Here is a 15,923-nt window from a genome sequence, read left to right as displayed (position 1 = left end):
TTTTACCCCGCGATAATCTGTTTATGAAAATTCTTTTCGACTTTTTGCCGATTGCCCTTTTCTTCGGCATGTTCAAGTACGCCGAAGGCAACAAGGACTGGGCTGCCGCCACAGCCACCGAGTGGCTGGGTTTTATGGTTTCCGGGGGGGTGGTCGGCGCGGCTGAGGCGCCCGTGCTGTTGGCCACCGTGGTTGTGATCGTTGCCACGCTGGCCCAGATCCTCTGGCTCAAGGTAAGCGGCAAGAAAGTCGACACCATGCTGTGGATCAGCCTGGGGCTGGTGACGGTGCTTGGCGGCGCCACCATCTACTTCCACAGCGAGAGCTTCATCAAATGGAAGCCTACCGTGCTGTATTGGGTGATGGGCGGTGCACTGCTGCTGGGTCAGCTGGTGTGGAAGAAAAATGGCATCAAATCGCTGATGGGCGCGCAAATGAACTTGCCTGACCCGATCTGGCGCGTGGTCAATTTCAGCTGGGTTGGTTTTTTCGCCGTGATGGGCTTGCTCAATCTGTGGGTGGCTTTCACGTTTTCCACCAGCACCTGGGTCAACTTCAAGCTGTTTGGTGGCCTCGGTCTGATGGTGGTGTTTGTGCTGGCGCAGGCGGTGTACCTGAACAAGCACATCAAACCAGGTGCCACACCATGAACGCCGGCGTTTCCAGCGCCCTGCCCGTGCGCACCCACGAGATCGAGCAGCAGCTCAAGGCGCGGCTTCAACCCACATGGCTGGAGGTGCTGGACGAGAGCGCTGCGCATGCCGGGCATTCGGGCGCCAACGCCGAAGGCTACGGTAGCCACTTTCGCATCCGCATTGCCAGCCCGCTCTTTACCGGCAAGAGCCGGGTGGCGCGCCACCGGCTTGTGTATGATGCAATGCAAAATTTCATTGATCAGGGCCTCCACGCCCTGGCGATTGAAGTCATCGAGCCACCCTGAATCTGCGCTGATTTGCCCAGGGCTCGGCACAGAGCCATGGCAACGTCAGCATGTCTTGCCAAACGTTTTCAAGCATTACCAAAAGGACTACAAAAACATCATGAAGAAACATCTGTTACTCGGCACCGCCGTAGCGGCGCTGCTGGCACTGGGCGCACAGGGCGCCATGGCGCAGAACGTGGCCATCGTCAATGGCAAGGCCGTTCCAAAATCGCGCCTGGACTCACTGGCGCAACAGGTCGCCAAGTCCGGCCGGCCAGTAACGCCTGAGATGGAAGGCCAGCTTCGTGAAGAAGTGATTGCGCGCGAAGTGTTCATGCAGGAAGCGGAAAAGCGGGGCCTGGCTTCCAGCGATGACGTCAAGGTGCAAATGGAACTGGCACGCCAGACCATCCTGATCCGCGAGCTGTTTTCTGACTTCCAGAAGAAGAATCCGGTGACAGATGTCGAGCTGAAGGCCGAATACGACAAATTTGCCGAAGCCAATGGCGGCAAGGAGTACAAGGCCCGCCACATCCTGGTCGAAAAGGAAGCCGAGGCCAAAGAGATCATTGCCAGCCTGAAAAAGGGCGGCAAGTTCGATGACATCGCCAAGAAGAAGTCCAAGGATCCCGGATCCGGTGCCAAGGGCGGCGACCTGGACTGGGCCAACCCCTCCAGTTACGTGCCTGAGTTCACCGAGGCGCTGGTCAAGCTCAATAAGGGCCAGACCACCGATACCCCGGTGAAAACCCAGTTCGGCTATCACGTCATTCGTGTAGACGACATCCGTACGGCCCAGCTCCCCTCTTTCGAGGAAGTGAAGCCGCAGATCGCCCAGCAAATGCAGCAGCAAAAGCTGGCGGCGTTCCAGGAAGAGCTGCGCAAAAAAGCCAAGGTGGAATAAGCCGCGGGGAAGCGGCCTTCGCAAACGCGGCCCATGTGGCCGCGTTTTTATTTCTGTGCTGGGCAATTGCGACCGGTGACCCCGCCTTAAAAGAGGCGTGTTTCCCGATTGACGGGAGCAGCCGGCACCGCTCCAATGGCTCACACTCTTCTGGAGGTCCCATGTCCAAGCGCATTGTTTTCCCTCAATCTTCCGCCGCACAGTCGAGCGCCGCATGAGCAACCCCGATTCTCCTTCCGCCCTGCCCGCACAGGTGCAAGAAGCACTGGACCAAGGCAACAAAGTAGAGGCGGTTAAGCGGCTGCGCAGTCTCACAGGTTTGGGCCTTCAGGAAGCCAAGGATGCGGTGGAAGCCTCGATGTGTGGCGAACCGCCTGCCGCGGGATTTGCGCCAAAGGCATTCGCCGCCGACGCACCTCTGCCCGCGCAGGTGCAGGAAGCGCTGGACCAGGGCAACAAGATAGAGGCGATACGGCGCTTGCGGGACCTGACTGGCTTGGGTCTCAAGGAGGCCAAGGATGCGGTAGATGCCGCGGGCGCCGGACCGCACGCGAGCGAGGGACCGTCCCCGGGTCAGGTGCGCAGCTCCAATGGCACATGGTGGTGGCTTGTTGCGCTGGCCATGCTGGCGCTGGCTGCTTTTGCGCTGCTGGGTTGCGTCTCTGCGCCGCCGGCTCCCGCGGCCGAATTAGCGCCTTCGGGCAAGCTCAAGGCAGCCATCAACTTCGGCAACCCCATCCTCGCGGTGAAAGATCCCGCCACCGGCGAGCCGCGGGGCGTCTCGGTGGATCTGTCGCGCGAATTGGGCAGGCGTCTCGGTGTACCGGTGGAACTCGTCACCTTCAATTCTGCTGGCAAGGTGGTCGAAGCGGTCAGGGATGCGCAGGTGGACATTGCTTTTGTAGCCATTGACCCGGTGCGCGGTGCCGACATGCTGCAGACGCCGCCCTACGTCATCATCGAAGGTGCTTACCTGGTGAAAAACGACTCCCCCATCCGGCGCAATGAAGAGGTGGACCAGGCGGCCAACCGCATTGTGGTCGGCAACGGCAGTGCCTATGACCTCTACCTGACCCGTGAGCTGAAGGCGGCGAAGCTGGTCAAGGCTCCCACCTCACCCGCCGTGACCGATGTGATGATCGCGCAAAACGTGGAAGTGGCGGCGGGAGTCAAGCAGCAACTGGAGGCCGACGCCAAACGCGTGTCGGGCGTGCGCTTGCTGCCGGGACGCTTTATGGTGATCAACCAGGCCATGGGCCTGCCTAAAGGGCGTGATGCCGGTGCGCGTTACCTGGGTGCGTTCGTCGAGGAGATGAAAGCTTCCGGCTTTGTGGCGGCAGCGCTGGCGCGCCATGGCATTGAAGGCGCTGCGGTGGCGCCGCCACACCGGTAAGTCACCAGCGCTCTTCTCTCTGCAAAAGCCAGGCGCGGCTCCAGCCAAGAAGCCCATAAAGGATGAGTCCAACACCAATGACAGGCAAGAGATAAGGCAGGTTGTGCCTGCGCGGCAAGCCGCGTGCAAGCTCCTGGAATTCCGCAAGCGACAGATTCAAGCCGCGTGCCAGAAAGAAAGACGCCGTCAGGCACAGCATGCCCACCGCGGTCAAAGCCAGGCCGTGACCGGCCTCAAGCAGGTTTCTGTCGCCCCAAAGCCAGTCCCACGCAAAAATGCCGCCACCAGCCAGCATTGCCACAGCCCACCAGGACAGGTTACCCAGCCAGGCGAGCAGCGCAACCAGCGCATAGGGAACGACGTAGGAGATGCGCCGTACCGCGTCAACACCCAAGGATCAACCCACCCACTTGCGCGCGTTGTGCCAGAGGCTCATCCACGGGCTGTGCTCGCTGCTATTGCCTGAAGTCCAGCTCTTCTGGATGTTGCGGAACACGCGCTCGGGGTGCGGCATCATGGCCGTGAAGCGGCCGTCAGCCGTGGTCACGGCGGTGAGGCCGCCGGCGCTGCCGTTGGGGTTGGCCGGATAAGCTTCGGTCGGCTTGCCATCGTTGTCGGTAAAACGCATCGCGGCAATCGCTTTGGAGGCATCGCCCCGGAAGGCGAAATTGGCATAGCCCTCGCCATGCGCGACGGCGATCGGCAGGCGGCTGCCGGCCATGCCCTGCAGGAAGATGCTGGGGGACTCCAGCACCTCGACCATGCTCAGGCGTGCTTCAAAGCGCTCGCTGCGGTTGGTGGTAAAGCGCGGCCAGGCCTCGGCGCCCGGGATGATGTCGGCCAGCTCGGCAAACATCTGGCAGCCGTTGCACACGCCCAAACCAAAGGTGTCCTGGCGCGCAAAGAACGCCTTGAACTCGTCAGATAGCACCGGGTTGAAGGTCACGGAACGCGCCCAGCCGATGCCGGCGCCCAGGGTGTCGCCGTAGCTGAAACCGCCACAAGCCACGATGCCCTTGAAGTCGGCCAGTCTGGCGCGGCCGGTTTGAAGGTCGGTCATGTGCACATCGCAGGCTTCAAAGCCGGCTTCGGTGAAGACGTAAGCCATTTCCACATGCGAATTGACGCCCTGCTCGCGCAGCACCGCCACGCGTGGCCGCGCCGACAGGTTGAGCGCGGGCGCCGACAGCACTTTGACTGGATCAAACGTTAGTTGCACATGCAGGCCCGGATCGACGGGGTTGCCGGCGGCCGCGTGTTCAGTATTGGCACAGTCGGGGTTGTCGCGCTGCTGGCAGATCTTCCAGCTGACGGCATCCCAGACCTGATGCAGGTCCTGCAGTTTGGCCGAGAACACGGCCTTGGTGTCGCGCCAGACCTGGATCTCACCTTTGCCGACTTCGAGCGAGGCATGCTGTGGGCGGGTCTTGCCGATGAAATGGCTGAATTTGGAAAGGCCATGTTCGCGCAGGGTCTGCATGACCTCGTTGCGCGCGGACGTCGCCACCTGGATGACAGTGCCCAGCTCTTCGTTGAACAAAGCCTTGAGCGTGAGCTCTTCGCGGCGCGCACCGACCTGGCTTGCCCAGTTCTTGCTGTCGCCGGTGTCCATGCGGCTGTCGGAAATGCCGTCGCCTTCGACCAGCAGCATGTCGATGTTGAGCGACACGCCGACGTTGCCGGCAAAACCCATCTCGCAGACCGCGGCGAACAGGCCGCCGTCGCTGCGGTCGTGGTAGGCCATGAGCCGGCCTTCCCTGCGCAGCGCATTGATCGCATTGACGAGGTTGACCAGGTCTTTCGGGTCGTCGAGATCGGGCACCTCGCCCTCTTCCTTGTCCAGCGTCTGCGCGAGGATGGAGCCGCCCATGCGATTCTGGCCTTTGCCCAGGTCGATCAGGATCAGGGTGCTGTCGGCTTCATCACGGTTCAGTTGCGGCGTGAGTGTGCCGCGCACATCGGGCAGCGTAGCGAATGCGCTGACGATCAGCGACACAGGCGAGGTCACCTTCTTGCTGTCAGCGCCGTCGCTCCACACGGTGCGCATGGACAAGGAATCCTTGCCAACGGGAATCGACACGCCCAGCGCCGGGCAAAGCTCCATGCCCACGGCTTTGACGGTTTCGTACAGCGCTGCGTCCTGGCCGGGTTCGCCGCATGCGGCCATCCAGTTGGCCGACAGCTTGACGCGCGGCAGCTCAATCGGTGCCGCCAGCAGGTTGGTAATGGCCTCGGCGACCGCCATGCGGCCGGAGGCGGCGGCGTTGACGGTGGCCAGCGGCGTGCGTTCGCCCATGCTCATGGCCTCGCCGGCAAAACCGCTGTAGTCGGCCAGCGTGACGGCGCAATCAGCCACCGGCACCTGCCAGGGGCCGACCATCTGGTCACGGTGCGTGAGGCCGCTCACGGTGCGGTCGCCGATGGTGATCAGGAAGCGCTTGGAGGCGACGGTCGGGTGGCTAAGCACCGCAATCGCGCTTTTCTGCAGGTCCACACCGGTCAGGTCTATAGGCTTGACGATGTGCTTGACGGATTTCACGTCACGGTGCATCTTGGGCGGCTTGCCCAAGAGGACATTCATGGGCATATCCACGGGAGGTGCGGCCTCCTTGTCTGACAGCACCAGTTGCTTCTCTTCGGTAGCCACACCGATCACAGCAAACGGGCAACGCTCGCGTTCGCAAAAAGCCTGGAACTGCGAAAGTGATTCGGGCGCAATCGCCATCACGTAACGCTCCTGGCTTTCATTGCTCCAGATTTCCTTGGGCGAAAGGCCGCTTTCTTCCAGTGGCACGGCACGCAAATCAAACTTCGCACCTCGCCCGGCGTCATTCACCAGCTCAGGAAAGGCATTGGACAAACCGCCGGCGCCCACGTCGTGGATCGCCAGGATGGGGTTGGCCCCGCCCAACTGGGCACACTGGTTGATGACTTCCTGGGCGCGGCGTTCGATTTCAGGGTTACCGCGCTGCACCGAGTCAAAGTCAAGCTGGGCCGCGTTGGCCCCCGAGGCCATGGAACTGGCCGCGCTGCCGCCCATGCCGATGCGCATGCCGGGGCCACCCAGCTGGATGAGCAGGGTGCCGGCCGGGAACAAAATCTTTTTGGTCAGTGCCGCGTCGATCGTGCCGACGCCACCCGCAATCATGATGGGCTTGTGGTAACCCCAGCGCTGGCCGCCTACGGTTTGCTCGTATTCGCGGAAGTAGCCGTTGAGGTTGGGCCGGCCGAACTCGTTGTTGAAGGCCGCGCCGCCCAGCGGACCTTCCGTCATGATCTGCAGCGGGCTGGCGATGTGCTCGGGCTTGCCATAGGACGTGGCGGCGTCGTCAAACAGCCTGGACACGGTGAAACCTGTCAGGCCCGCCTTTGGCTTGGAGCCGCGGCCGGTCGCGCCTTCGTCGCGAATCTCGCCGCCCGCGCCGGTAGAAGCGCCCGGAAACGGTGAGATGGCCGTGGGATGGTTGTGCGTCTCGACTTTCATCAGCACATGCATCAACACGTCATCCGTGGCGCTATAAGTTTGATAGCTGCTCGCGCTTTCTCCTGTTGGGCTAGAGGCCAATTTGGCATTATTTTTGGCATAAAACCGCTGGGTTTTATAACCTTCCATGACCGAGGCGTTGTCCGAATAAGCCACTACGGTGTGCTGGGGATGCAGTTTTTCGGTGTTGCGGATCATGCCGAACAGGCTTTTCTCCTGCGCAACGCCGTCAATCGTGAAGTCGGCGTTGAAGATCTTGTGGCGGCAGTGCTCGCTGTTGGCCTGGGCGAACATCATGAGCTCAACGTCGGTCGGGTTGCGTTTGAGCTGGGTGAAGGCGTTGACCAGGTAGTCGATTTCATCGGCTGCCAGCGCCAGGCCAAATTCGGCATTGGCGGCTTCCAGGGCCGCTTTGCCACCGGCCAGCACGTCGATGGTCTGTAGCGGTGCGCCTTGCAATTCGGTGAAGAGGCCGGCAGCCTGCGCGCGATCCAACATCACGCTTTCAGTCATGCGGTCGTGCAGCAGGCCGGCGACCTGCTCGCGCTGGGCATCCGTCAGGGCCGTTTTGCTGAAAAAGCCGCTTTTCAAGGTAATGCGGTACTCGGTGATGCGCTCGATGCGCTTGACGGCCAGGCCGCAGTTGTGGGCGATGTCCGTGGCCTTTGACGCCCAGGGGGAGACGGTGCCAAAGCGCGGCGAAACAATAAAGGTCAGTGCATCATCGGTTTTGCCGGCGCCTGCAGTGCAAGGATCACCATAGGTAAGCAATGCTGAGAGCTGGCCCTTGACGATGTCTGAAGGCGGTGCCTCCGTGGCAACCAGATGCACAAACCGGGCGCTGATGCCCACGATCTTGTCGTGGATGGCTTGCAGGCGGGGAAGGAGTTGCTGGACGCGGAAATCGCTGAGGGCGCTGATCCCGTGGGGTTCGCCCTCAAAAGTCGTCAGGTGCAGGGTCACGGTAGCGGTGGCCTTGTAATGGGAGGTGGGCAGCGCATGGCTGTTGGGTTTAACGGGCTAGCGTTAACCCGTAATTTTATCAGCGACTGAAGGCCTTCCCCGGTTTGCTGCCGGTGCGCCCGGGCACTTTTGCGATCCGTTCGGGCCACATTCGGGCCAAAGCCAAAGCCCCTTGGTCCCATGCTGAAAATGCATGTGCCCGGGAGCGGTGGGATAATCGGGGCCATGAGTATTACTTACAAAGATGCCGCAGGAATTGAAGGCATGCGCCTGGCGGGAAGGCTTGCTTCCGAGGTGCTGGACTACCTCACCCCTTTCGTGAAACCGGGTGTCACCACCAATGAAATAGACCGGCTGGCCCATGACTACATGACCCAGGTTCAAGGCACCATTCCGGCCACGCTGGGCTATGGCCCTCCCGGTTATGTGCCTTATCCCAAGTCGCTGTGCACTTCCATCAACCACCAGGTCTGCCATGGCATTCCCAACGACAAACCGTTGAAAAAAGGCGACATTGTCAATATTGACGTGACCGTCATCACCAAGGACGGCTGGCACGGCGACAACAGCCGCATGTACCTGGTTGGCGAAGCTTCCATTGCGGCCAAGCGGCTCTGCCATGTGACCTATGAAGCCATGTGGCAGGGCATCATGCGCGTCAAGCCCGGGGTCAGGCTGGGCGATATCGGCTTTGCGATCCAGACTTTTGCCGAAAAACAGGGGTTTTCCGTGGTTCGCGAGTTTTGCGGTCATGGAATTGGCCAAAAATTCCACGAAGAACCGCAAGTGCTGCACTACGGCCGCCCCGGCACGCTCGAAGAGCTCACACCGGGCATGACCTTCACCATCGAACCCATGATCAATGCCGGCAAGCGCGATATCAAGGACGGCCCCGAGAAAGACGGCTGGAGCATCGTGACGCGCGACCACTCCTTGTCCGCCCAGTGGGAACACACCATTTTGGTGACCGAAACCGGCTATGAGGTACTGACCCTGTCCGCCGGCAGCCCGCCGATCCCGGCGTTTGTCCCGCAAAGCAGCCCTGCCCAAGCCGCTGTCAGTGCCTGAGCCAGGCGCACAGTGGCGCCCCGCGCACTTTCTGACCCTGCGAGCTCCGCGATGATCGAGCTGGCCCCGGTCCGCGAGCAATACAAAGCGGGGAAAGCCGCCCTCCTCGCCACGCTGGCCGCCAGCGGCGCCTCGTCCCGCGGCATCCACAGCCTGCTGCAAAAATTCGCCCGCCATGCCGACGCGACCCTGCAGCTGCTCTGGCAGCGGGCCGGCTTTCCGGTTTCCGCCTGCCTGGTGGCCGCAGGAGGCTTTGGCCGTGGCGAGCTGTTTCCCCATTCGGATGTAGACGTGCTGCTGCTGTTGCCGGACAGCGCCAACATCGACGGCGACCCGGCCCTCAAGGCCAAGGTAGAGAGCTTCATCGGCGCCTGCTGGGATGTAGGCCTGGAAATTGGCTCCAGCGTGCGGACGATTTCCGGTTGTGTCGAAGAAGCGGCCAAGGACGTTACGGTGCAGACCTCGCTGCTTGAAGCCCGCCTGGTCGCCGGGTCCAAAAAGAACTTCCTGCAGCTGCAAAACCGGCTAGCCGTCGTGCTGGACCCGCAGGCCTTTTACGTGGCCAAGACGCTGGAGCTGCGGCAGCGCCACAACAAATTCGAAAATACGCCCTACTCGCTCGAGCCCAACTGCAAGGAATCCCCGGGTGGACTGCGCGACCTGCAGGTGATTTTGTGGGTGGCGCGCGCCGCCGGCCTGGGCAAGTCCTGGGACGACCTGGCCCGCAACGGCCTGGCTACGCCTTTCGAGGTGCGGCAGATCAAGGCCAACGAAGCGCTGCTGAGCCTGATACGCGCCCGCCTGCACCTGATCGCCGGGCGGCGCGAAGACCGGCTGGTGTTTGACCTGCAAACCGCTGTGGCCGAGTCCTTTGGCTATTCTGCGGAGGCCGACGACGGCAGCAAAGTGCCGCGCCGCGCCAGCGAGGCCGTGATGAAACGCTACTACTGGGCGGCCAAAGCGGTCACCCAGCTCAACCAGATCCTGCTGCTCAATATCGAAGAGCGGCTCAACCCCAACACCTACCCGCTGCGGCCTATCAACGAACGGTTTTTCGACAAGGCCGGCATGCTGGAGGTGGTCAGCGACGACCTGTATGCGCGTGAACCGCACGCCATTCTGGAAACCTTTTTGGTATTCGAGACAACCGTGGGCATCAAGGGCCTGTCGGCGCGCACGCTGCGCGCTCTCTACAACGCCCGCGGACTGATGAACAGCAAGTTCCGCAGCGATCCGGTCAACCGCGACACCTTCCGGCGCATCCTTCAGCAGCCCGAGGGCATCACGCATGCCATGCGGCTGATGAACCAGACCTCGGTGCTGGGCCGCTACCTCTGGATCTTCCGCAAGATCGTCGGGCAGATGCAGCACGACCTGTTCCACGTCTATACGGTGGACCAGCACATCCTGATGGTTCTGCGCAACGTGCGGCGTTTCTTCATGGCCGAGCACTCGCACGAATACCCGATGTGCTCGCAGCTCGCGGCCGGCTGGGACAAGCCCTGGATTCTTTACATCGCTGCGCTGTTCCACGACATCGCCAAGGGCCGCGGCGGCGACCACTCCGAGCTGGGTTGCAAGGACGTGCGCGTTTTTTGCCGCCAGCATGGTATTGGCGCCGAAGACTCCAAACTCATCGAATTCCTGGTGGGCGAACATCTGAGCATGAGCCGCATCGCCCAGAAGGAAGACCTGAGCAACCCCGAAGTAATTGCCGCGTTTGCCAAACGCGTGGGCAACGAGCGCTATCTGACAGCGCTCTACCTGCTGACGGTGGCCGACATCCGCGGCACCAGCCCCAAGGTCTGGAACGCCTGGAAAGGCAAGCTGCTGGAAGACCTGTACCGCTACACGCTGCGCGTGCTGGGTGGCCGCGCACCCGACGCGGATGCCGAAGTGGAGGCCCGCAAGCGCGAAGCCCTGACCACGCTGGCCCTGCACGCTGAACCTTTCGAGGCGCACAAGGCACTGTGGGATACGCTGGATGTCAGCTATTTCATGCGCCATGAGGCCTCCGACATCGCCTGGCATGCACGCCAGCTGTCACGGCATGTGGGCAAGGCCAAGGCGATCGTCCGCGCGCGCCGCTCGTCGGCGGGTGAAGGCATGCAGGTGCTGGTTTACACGCCCGACGCGCCCGATCTGTTTGCGCGCATCTGCGGCTACTTTGACGAAGCCGGCTTCAGCATCCTGGACGCCAAGATCCACACGGCGAAAAACGGTTATGCGCTGGACACCTTCCAGGTGGTCAGCCCCACGCTGGCCGACCACTACCGCGAACTGGCGGCCATGGTGGAGGCCGAACTGGATCGCACCATCGAGAACCCCGGGCCTCTGCCGCCTCCGAGTAAAGGCCGTGTGTCGCGCCGGGTCAAGAGTTTCCCGATCGCTCCGCGCGTGGACCTGCGACCCGATGAAAAAGCCCAGCGCTGGTTGCTCAGCGTATCGGCCAGCGACCGGGTCGGGCTGCTCTACCGCATCGCACGGGTGCTGGCCCGTCACCGCATCAACCTGCAGCTCGCCAAGGTCAGCACCCTGGGCGAGCGCGTGGAAGATACATTTTTGATCGATGGACCGGAGCTGCAGCACAACAAGGCACAGATCGCGATCGAGACGGAGCTCCTGGAAGCGCTCAATACCTGAAGCTTCAGGCGACTGGTTTCCGCAGGTATTGCAACAGACGCCCCTTGTAGCTGCCGCCGGCCGGCAATTTGGTCACGCGCGTCTCAGTGCGCGAATAGCCCAGTGCATCCATTTTTCGATTGAAGCTGGCCCGGTTGCCGCGGTCCGGATCGACAATCAGCACTTCGGTGTGCGGCAGCGCATGCAGCTCGATGAACTGCGACAACACCTCCGGCTGGCCACGGTCATACAGCACATCGCTGCCGATGATCAGGTCAAAGCGTTCCAGCAGCGGATTGGCGCGCGACCAGTTGCCCGTCTGATATTTCATTGCAGGCAAGTGGTTGAGTTTGAGGTTTTCCAGCAGAAATTGCGCCGCCAGCGGATGACAGTCGCTCGCCGTGATGTCGCCACCGCGGCGATGCACAACAAGGCTGGCTAGCGCCAGGCCGCAACCGAGCTCCAGAATGCGCTTGCCTTCCAGTTCAAAGGTCAGCATGGCATGGGCCAGCACACGGCCCGAGGGCCAGAGCAAACCGAATATAGGCCAAGCCGACGAGGAAATGCCTTCGCGTTCAGCCTCGCCGAGGGGATCATGGAATTGCTGGCGGTCCAGCAAGGAACGCAGTTGCAGGTCGTCGCCGCTGCCGCTCACGGTTTCAAATTTCAGCTGGTAGGGAGGTGGCGAAGCAGCTCCGGTGATGGAAACTGCTCCCGAGACGGGAGCGTGCGACATCCGGAAGTTTTCCTTGCGTACAACACGCTCTGGCGGGGCGAAATAGCCCTCGATCAGCCTCAGTGTACCCTTCGACGTTCCCGCGGTCAGTCGTCGTCCGACGCGTCCAGTTCGGGGAAAAGCACCTCGGTAAAGCCAAACTGGCTGAAGTCGCGGATGCGCATGGGATAAAGCTTGCCAATCAGGTGATCACACTCATGCTGCACCACTCGCGCGTGAAAACCGTCCACCGAACGCTCAATCGCATCACCGTACTGGTCAAAGCCGCTGTAGCGAATTCGCGAAAGGCGCGGGACCAGGCCGCGCAGACCGGGTACGGAAAGGCAGCCTTCCCAGCCGCCCTCTTCTTCAGGCCCCAGGGGCGTGATCAAAGGGTTCAGCAAGACGGTGCGGGGCACTACCGGTGCATCGGGATAGCGTGGGTTGACCGTGTCAGTCCCAAAAATGACCAACTGCAGGTCGACCCCAATCTGTGGGGCTGCCAGGCCGGCACCGTTGACAGCGCGCATGGTATCGAACATGTCAGCAATGAGCAGGTGCAGCTCGTCGGTGTCGAAGGCGGTCACGGGCTGAGCCACGCGCAGCAGCCGCGGGTCGCCCATTTTGAGGATTTCGCGAATGGTCATGCGCCAATTATCGTGGCGCAGGGCCTTATCGGGGAAGTTTTAGCGCCAATGCCGATAGCCCCAACCCCGGTAATAGCCGGGCGCGGGAACCACCACCACGGGGGCCGGCTCCACGTAGACAGGGCGGGCCGGGTAAACAGCCACCGGACGTGGGGCAATCGGCGCCACCACGCAGCCAGACAGCAAAACAGCCAGGCCGGCGGCCCCTGCCAGGGCAGAGAAACGTTTGTAATTCATGAAAAACTCCTGTGTGTACAGGTCTTTTCAACGTCCGGCGTAGTCGCCTGGCGTGACGTCCGGCGTGCAAACCCCGGTAACGCCATGTAAGGCGCTTCCTTGACGCACTATTCCGTGGTGCTGGCGCTCCAGTAAGCTTGGCTGACCGCAGGCAACTCACCGAGCTGCCGGACAAGGCGGTCCATCGCGGGGCCGTCCACCGCAATGGCGACCAGCGTCGCCTGGATCTTTACACCTTCCTCGCCGAAGGCGGACACTTTGAGGTCGTTGGTCGGATAGTGCAGCTCCTCCAGCGATTTCTCCAGGGCACCCAGCACCTCTTTTTGATGCCCCCCGTTCGTGACCACATAGACCGAGTTGGTTACCTCGGCCGACTGCACGTCCAGTGGCAAGCGATTGATCTGGTTGACGATGGGCCTCAGCAAGGTATTGGCCGCCAGCACGAACAGCGTGGCAATGCCTGCCTGCACTACCAGATCAGCCCCCGCGCAGGCGCCCACAGCACCCGAGCACCACAAGGTAGCGGCCGTGTTGAGCCCGCGCACATTGCCTTCCTCACGCATGATCACGCCGGCACCCAAAAAGCCGATGCCCGAAACCACATAGGCCACCACATGCACTGCGCCCTGCGCGCCGGTCAGCCGATTCGCCATGTCGACAAAAATCGCGGCGCCTACGGCCACCAATACGTTGGTGCGAAGTCCTGCGGTGCGTTGCCGGTACTGGCGCTCAAAACCGATCAAGGCGCCAAAGACGAACGCCGAAGACAGGCTCAGGAGCGAGTCCAGGAGGTCCGCAGAGTTGAGGTTTTCGAATGCCTGCATGGGTGTGTTGCCTCCCGTGAGCCTGAAACTATCCGGGTGGGCCAGCCAGCAGGGCCAGCAAGGCCGCTTCGTCGATGACCGGAACACCCAGTGTTTGGGCCTTGACCAGCTTGCTGCCAGCCTCTTCGCCGGCCACCACGTAGTCGGTTTTTTTACTGACAGAGCCAGCCACCTTGCCGCCTGCGGCCTCCACCCTGTCCTTGGCCTCGTCGCGGCTCAAGGTGGGTAATGTGCCGGTGATGACAAAAGTCTTGCCCGACAACGGCTGGGGCGCCCGGGCAGCTGGTTCGCCCTCCTCCCAGGCCACGCCACAGGCGCGCAGTTGCTCGACCACTTCGCGGTTGTGCGCCTGCTCAAAGAAGGTGCGAATACTCTGCGCCACGATCGGCCCCACATCGCTGACTTCCAGCAGTTGCTCTTCGGTGGCATCCATGATGGCGTCCAGCTTGCCGAAATGGCGCGCCAGCTCCTTGGCCGTCGCCTCGCCGACGTGCCGTATGCCCAGGCCGAACAAAAAGCGAGGCAAAGTTGTCTGCTTGGACTTTTCAAGCGCTTCCAGCAAGTTGTTGGCAGACTTCTCCGCCATGCGGTCCAGGCTGGCGAGCGCCGTCAGGCCCAGTTTGTAGAGATCGGGCAAGGTACGGATCACGTTGGCATCAACCAGCTGCTCGACCAGCTTGTCGCCCAGGCCTTCGACTTCGACGGCGCGCCGGTGTGCGTAATGCAGGATGGCTTCCTTGCGCTGGGCACCGCAGAAAAGTCCGCCGGTGCAGCGGTAATCGGCTTCACCTTCTTCTCGCACGGCGTCGGAGCCGCAAACCGGGCATTTGTGCGGCATGGTGAATTGCGGCGCATCCTGCACCCGCTTGTCGAGCTGCACGCTGACGACTTCGGGTATCACGTCACCCGCGCGGCGCACGATCACGGTATCGCCCACGCGCACGTCCTTGCGGCGCGCTTCATCTTCGTTGTGCAGCGTGGCGTTGGTCACGGTGACACCGCCCACAAATACCGGTGCCAGCTTGGCAACCGGCGTCAGCTTGCCTGTGCGGCCCACCTGCACCTCAATGGCCAGCACGGTGGTGAGCTGCTCCTGCGCCGGGTATTTGTGCGCCACGGCCCAGCGCGGCTCGCGCGTGACAAAGCCCATTTTTTTCTGCAGCGCCAGGCTGTTGACCTTGTAGACCACACCGTCAATGTCGTAAGGCAGGCTGTCGCGCTGCTTGCCCATGGTCTGGTGGAATGCTATTAATTCAGGAGCGCCTTGCGCAAGCTGCGTTTGGGCTGCGACCGGAAAACCCCATGATTTGAGTGTTAGCAGGAGCTGAAAATGGGTTTCGAACGCCGGACCGCCCTCTTCCGGCGGAGAGATATCCCCCAAACCGTAAGCAAAAAAACTCAAGCGCCGCCGCGCGGCCAACGCTGGATCCAGCTGGCGCACGCCGCCAGCTGCGGCGTTGCGCGGATTGACGAAGGTTTTTTCACCCTTGGCGCCTTGCGCGATCTTCTCGCGCTGCTTCTCGTTGAGCGCTTCGAAGTCGGCGCGGCGCATGTAAACCTCGCCGCGCACTTCCATGACCGGCGGGGCGTCGGCAGGCAAACGAAGCGGGATCTGGTTGATGGTCCGGATGTTCTGCGTCACGTCTTCACCAACTTCACCGTCACCGCGCGTGGCGGCCTGCACCAGCACACCGTTTTCATAACGCAGGCTCATGGCCAGGCCGTCGAACTTGAGTTCGGCGACATATTCGACAGGCGGGTCGGATTCCGCCAGGCCCAATTCCTTGCGCACGCGGGTGTCGAAATTCTGGGCGCCTGTGGCTTCCGTGTCGGTTTCGGTGCGAATGCTGAGCATGGGCACCTTGTGGCGCACGCTGGCAAACTGATCCAGCGGCTTGCCGCCTACCCGCTGGGTCGGTGAATCGGGTGTCAGCAGTTCCGGATGAGCCGCCTCAATCGCCTGCAACTCCTTGAACAGCTTGTCGTACTCGCTGTCAGGAATCGTGGGCTCATCAAGCACGTAATAGCGATGTGCATGGGCATGCAACTCGGCGCGCAAGGCGGCAGCACGCCCCGCAACAGAAGCCGGTTGCGGCGAGGGTTCGGGCTGCGCAAACAGGTCTTTGGTGGCCATGAAAAAGATC

The 15,923-nt window shown here is 61.9% G+C and carries 13 protein-coding genes and 1 pseudogene; 7 read left to right on the top strand and 7 right to left on the bottom strand.

Annotated elements, in window-relative coordinates; genetic code table 11:
* Positions 1–23 precede the first annotated feature (23 nt).
* The 5 genes and pseudogenes from AC1D13_RS19935 to AC1D13_RS19915 all read left to right on the top strand — a co-directional run bounded on the left by AC1D13_RS19935 (position 24) and on the right by AC1D13_RS19915 (position 3,219).
* Positions 24–650 carry a septation protein A gene (locus AC1D13_RS19935; RefSeq protein ID WP_457280850.1) on the top strand — a complete coding sequence of 209 codons (627 nt, stop codon included), beginning with the start codon at positions 24–26 and terminating at the stop codon, positions 648–650.
* Positions 647–940: a BolA family protein gene (locus tag AC1D13_RS19930; RefSeq protein WP_457280849.1), complete on the top strand. Its 294-nt coding sequence runs from the start codon at positions 647–649 to the stop codon at positions 938–940. Before AC1D13_RS19935 ends, AC1D13_RS19930 begins: the two co-directional genes overlap by 4 nt.
* Before the next feature lie 100 nt (positions 941–1,040).
* Positions 1,041–1,826 (top strand): peptidylprolyl isomerase, encoded by a 786-nt coding sequence (locus AC1D13_RS19925; RefSeq protein ID WP_457280848.1) that lies wholly within the window; start codon positions 1,041–1,043, stop codon positions 1,824–1,826.
* 214 nt (positions 1,827–2,040) lie between these two features.
* Positions 2,041–2,352 (top strand): annotated as a pseudogene (locus AC1D13_RS19920) (ribosomal protein L7/L12); the annotation flags it as partial.
* A 96-nt stretch (positions 2,353–2,448) separates the two neighbouring features.
* A complete protein-coding gene (locus tag AC1D13_RS19915; RefSeq protein ID WP_457280992.1) occupies positions 2,449–3,219 on the top strand; it encodes an ABC transporter substrate-binding protein in 771 nt (256 codons plus the stop codon).
* A gap of 1 nt (position 3,220) precedes the next feature.
* On the opposite strand, the gene AC1D13_RS19910 is transcribed toward AC1D13_RS19915, so the two are convergent.
* On the bottom strand, positions 3,221–3,613 hold the full coding sequence (locus AC1D13_RS19910; RefSeq protein ID WP_457280847.1) for a hypothetical protein: 393 nt from the start codon (positions 3,611–3,613) through the stop codon (positions 3,221–3,223).
* Between the two features lie 3 nt (positions 3,614–3,616).
* Complete coding sequence (gene purL / locus AC1D13_RS19905; RefSeq protein ID WP_477690167.1) at positions 3,617–7,666, bottom strand: phosphoribosylformylglycinamidine synthase; 4,050 nt, start codon at positions 7,664–7,666, stop codon at positions 3,617–3,619.
* Positions 7,667–7,891: 225 nt separating this feature from the next.
* Here purL and map point away from each other — a divergent pair, with 225 nt between their 5' ends.
* Entirely contained in the window at positions 7,892–8,734 is an 843-nt protein-coding gene (gene map / locus AC1D13_RS19900; RefSeq protein ID WP_457280845.1) for a type I methionyl aminopeptidase, read from the top strand.
* 51 nt (positions 8,735–8,785) lie between these two features.
* Positions 8,786–11,377, top strand: a complete 2,592-nt coding sequence (locus tag AC1D13_RS19895; RefSeq protein WP_457280844.1) for a [protein-PII] uridylyltransferase — start codon at positions 8,786–8,788, stop codon at positions 11,375–11,377.
* 4 nt (positions 11,378–11,381) lie between these two features.
* Here AC1D13_RS19895 and AC1D13_RS19890 read toward each other — a convergent pair whose 3' ends face one another.
* The 5 genes from AC1D13_RS19890 to ligA all read right to left on the bottom strand — a co-directional run bounded on the left by AC1D13_RS19890 (position 11,382) and on the right by ligA (position 15,913).
* On the bottom strand, positions 11,382–12,092 hold the full coding sequence (locus tag AC1D13_RS19890) for a class I SAM-dependent methyltransferase (protein WP_477665994.1): 711 nt from the start codon (positions 12,090–12,092) through the stop codon (positions 11,382–11,384).
* A gap of 86 nt (positions 12,093–12,178) precedes the next feature.
* The gene (gene def, locus AC1D13_RS19885) at positions 12,179–12,718 is read right to left on the bottom strand and encodes a peptide deformylase (protein ID WP_477690166.1); all 540 of its coding nucleotides are present in this window, start codon (positions 12,716–12,718) and stop codon (positions 12,179–12,181) included.
* Between the two features lie 39 nt (positions 12,719–12,757).
* Complete coding sequence (locus AC1D13_RS19880) at positions 12,758–12,955, bottom strand: hypothetical protein (protein WP_457280841.1); 198 nt, start codon at positions 12,953–12,955, stop codon at positions 12,758–12,760.
* Between the two features lie 107 nt (positions 12,956–13,062).
* Complete coding sequence (locus tag AC1D13_RS19875) at positions 13,063–13,779, bottom strand: MgtC/SapB family protein (RefSeq protein ID WP_477690165.1); 717 nt, start codon at positions 13,777–13,779, stop codon at positions 13,063–13,065.
* A gap of 28 nt (positions 13,780–13,807) precedes the next feature.
* The gene (ligA, locus tag AC1D13_RS19870; RefSeq protein WP_477690164.1) at positions 13,808–15,913 is read right to left on the bottom strand and encodes an NAD-dependent DNA ligase LigA; all 2,106 of its coding nucleotides are present in this window, start codon (positions 15,911–15,913) and stop codon (positions 13,808–13,810) included.
* Between the last annotated feature and the right edge of the window lie 10 nt (positions 15,914–15,923).

Source organism: Polaromonas sp. P1_E12, assembly GCF_056405975.1.
Note: the sequence above shows the minus strand (reverse complement) of the source record. Positions and strands in the feature narration are given on the sequence as shown.

Coding starts and splice junctions, on each gene's coding strand:
- AC1D13_RS19925 (WP_457280848.1), top strand. CDS start 1,041: ATGAAGAAACATCTGTTACTCGGCACCGCCGTAGCGGCGCTGCTGGCA.
- AC1D13_RS19895 (WP_457280844.1), top strand. CDS start 8,786: ATGATCGAGCTGGCCCCGGTCCGCGAGCAATACAAAGCGGGGAAAGCC.
- AC1D13_RS19875 (WP_477690165.1), bottom strand. CDS start 13,779: ATGCAGGCATTCGAAAACCTCAACTCTGCGGACCTCCTGGACTCGCTC.
- map (WP_457280845.1), top strand. CDS start 7,892: ATGAGTATTACTTACAAAGATGCCGCAGGAATTGAAGGCATGCGCCTG.
- AC1D13_RS19890 (WP_477665994.1), bottom strand. CDS start 12,092: ATGTCGCACGCTCCCGTCTCGGGAGCAGTTTCCATCACCGGAGCTGCT.
- AC1D13_RS19935 (WP_457280850.1), top strand. CDS start 24: ATGAAAATTCTTTTCGACTTTTTGCCGATTGCCCTTTTCTTCGGCATG.
- def (WP_477690166.1), bottom strand. CDS start 12,718: ATGACCATTCGCGAAATCCTCAAAATGGGCGACCCGCGGCTGCTGCGC.
- ligA (WP_477690164.1), bottom strand. CDS start 15,913: ATGGCCACCAAAGACCTGTTTGCGCAGCCCGAACCCTCGCCGCAACCG.
- AC1D13_RS19915 (WP_457280992.1), top strand. CDS start 2,449: ATGCTGGCGCTGGCTGCTTTTGCGCTGCTGGGTTGCGTCTCTGCGCCG.
- AC1D13_RS19880 (WP_457280841.1), bottom strand. CDS start 12,955: ATGAATTACAAACGTTTCTCTGCCCTGGCAGGGGCCGCCGGCCTGGCT.
- AC1D13_RS19930 (WP_457280849.1), top strand. CDS start 647: ATGAACGCCGGCGTTTCCAGCGCCCTGCCCGTGCGCACCCACGAGATC.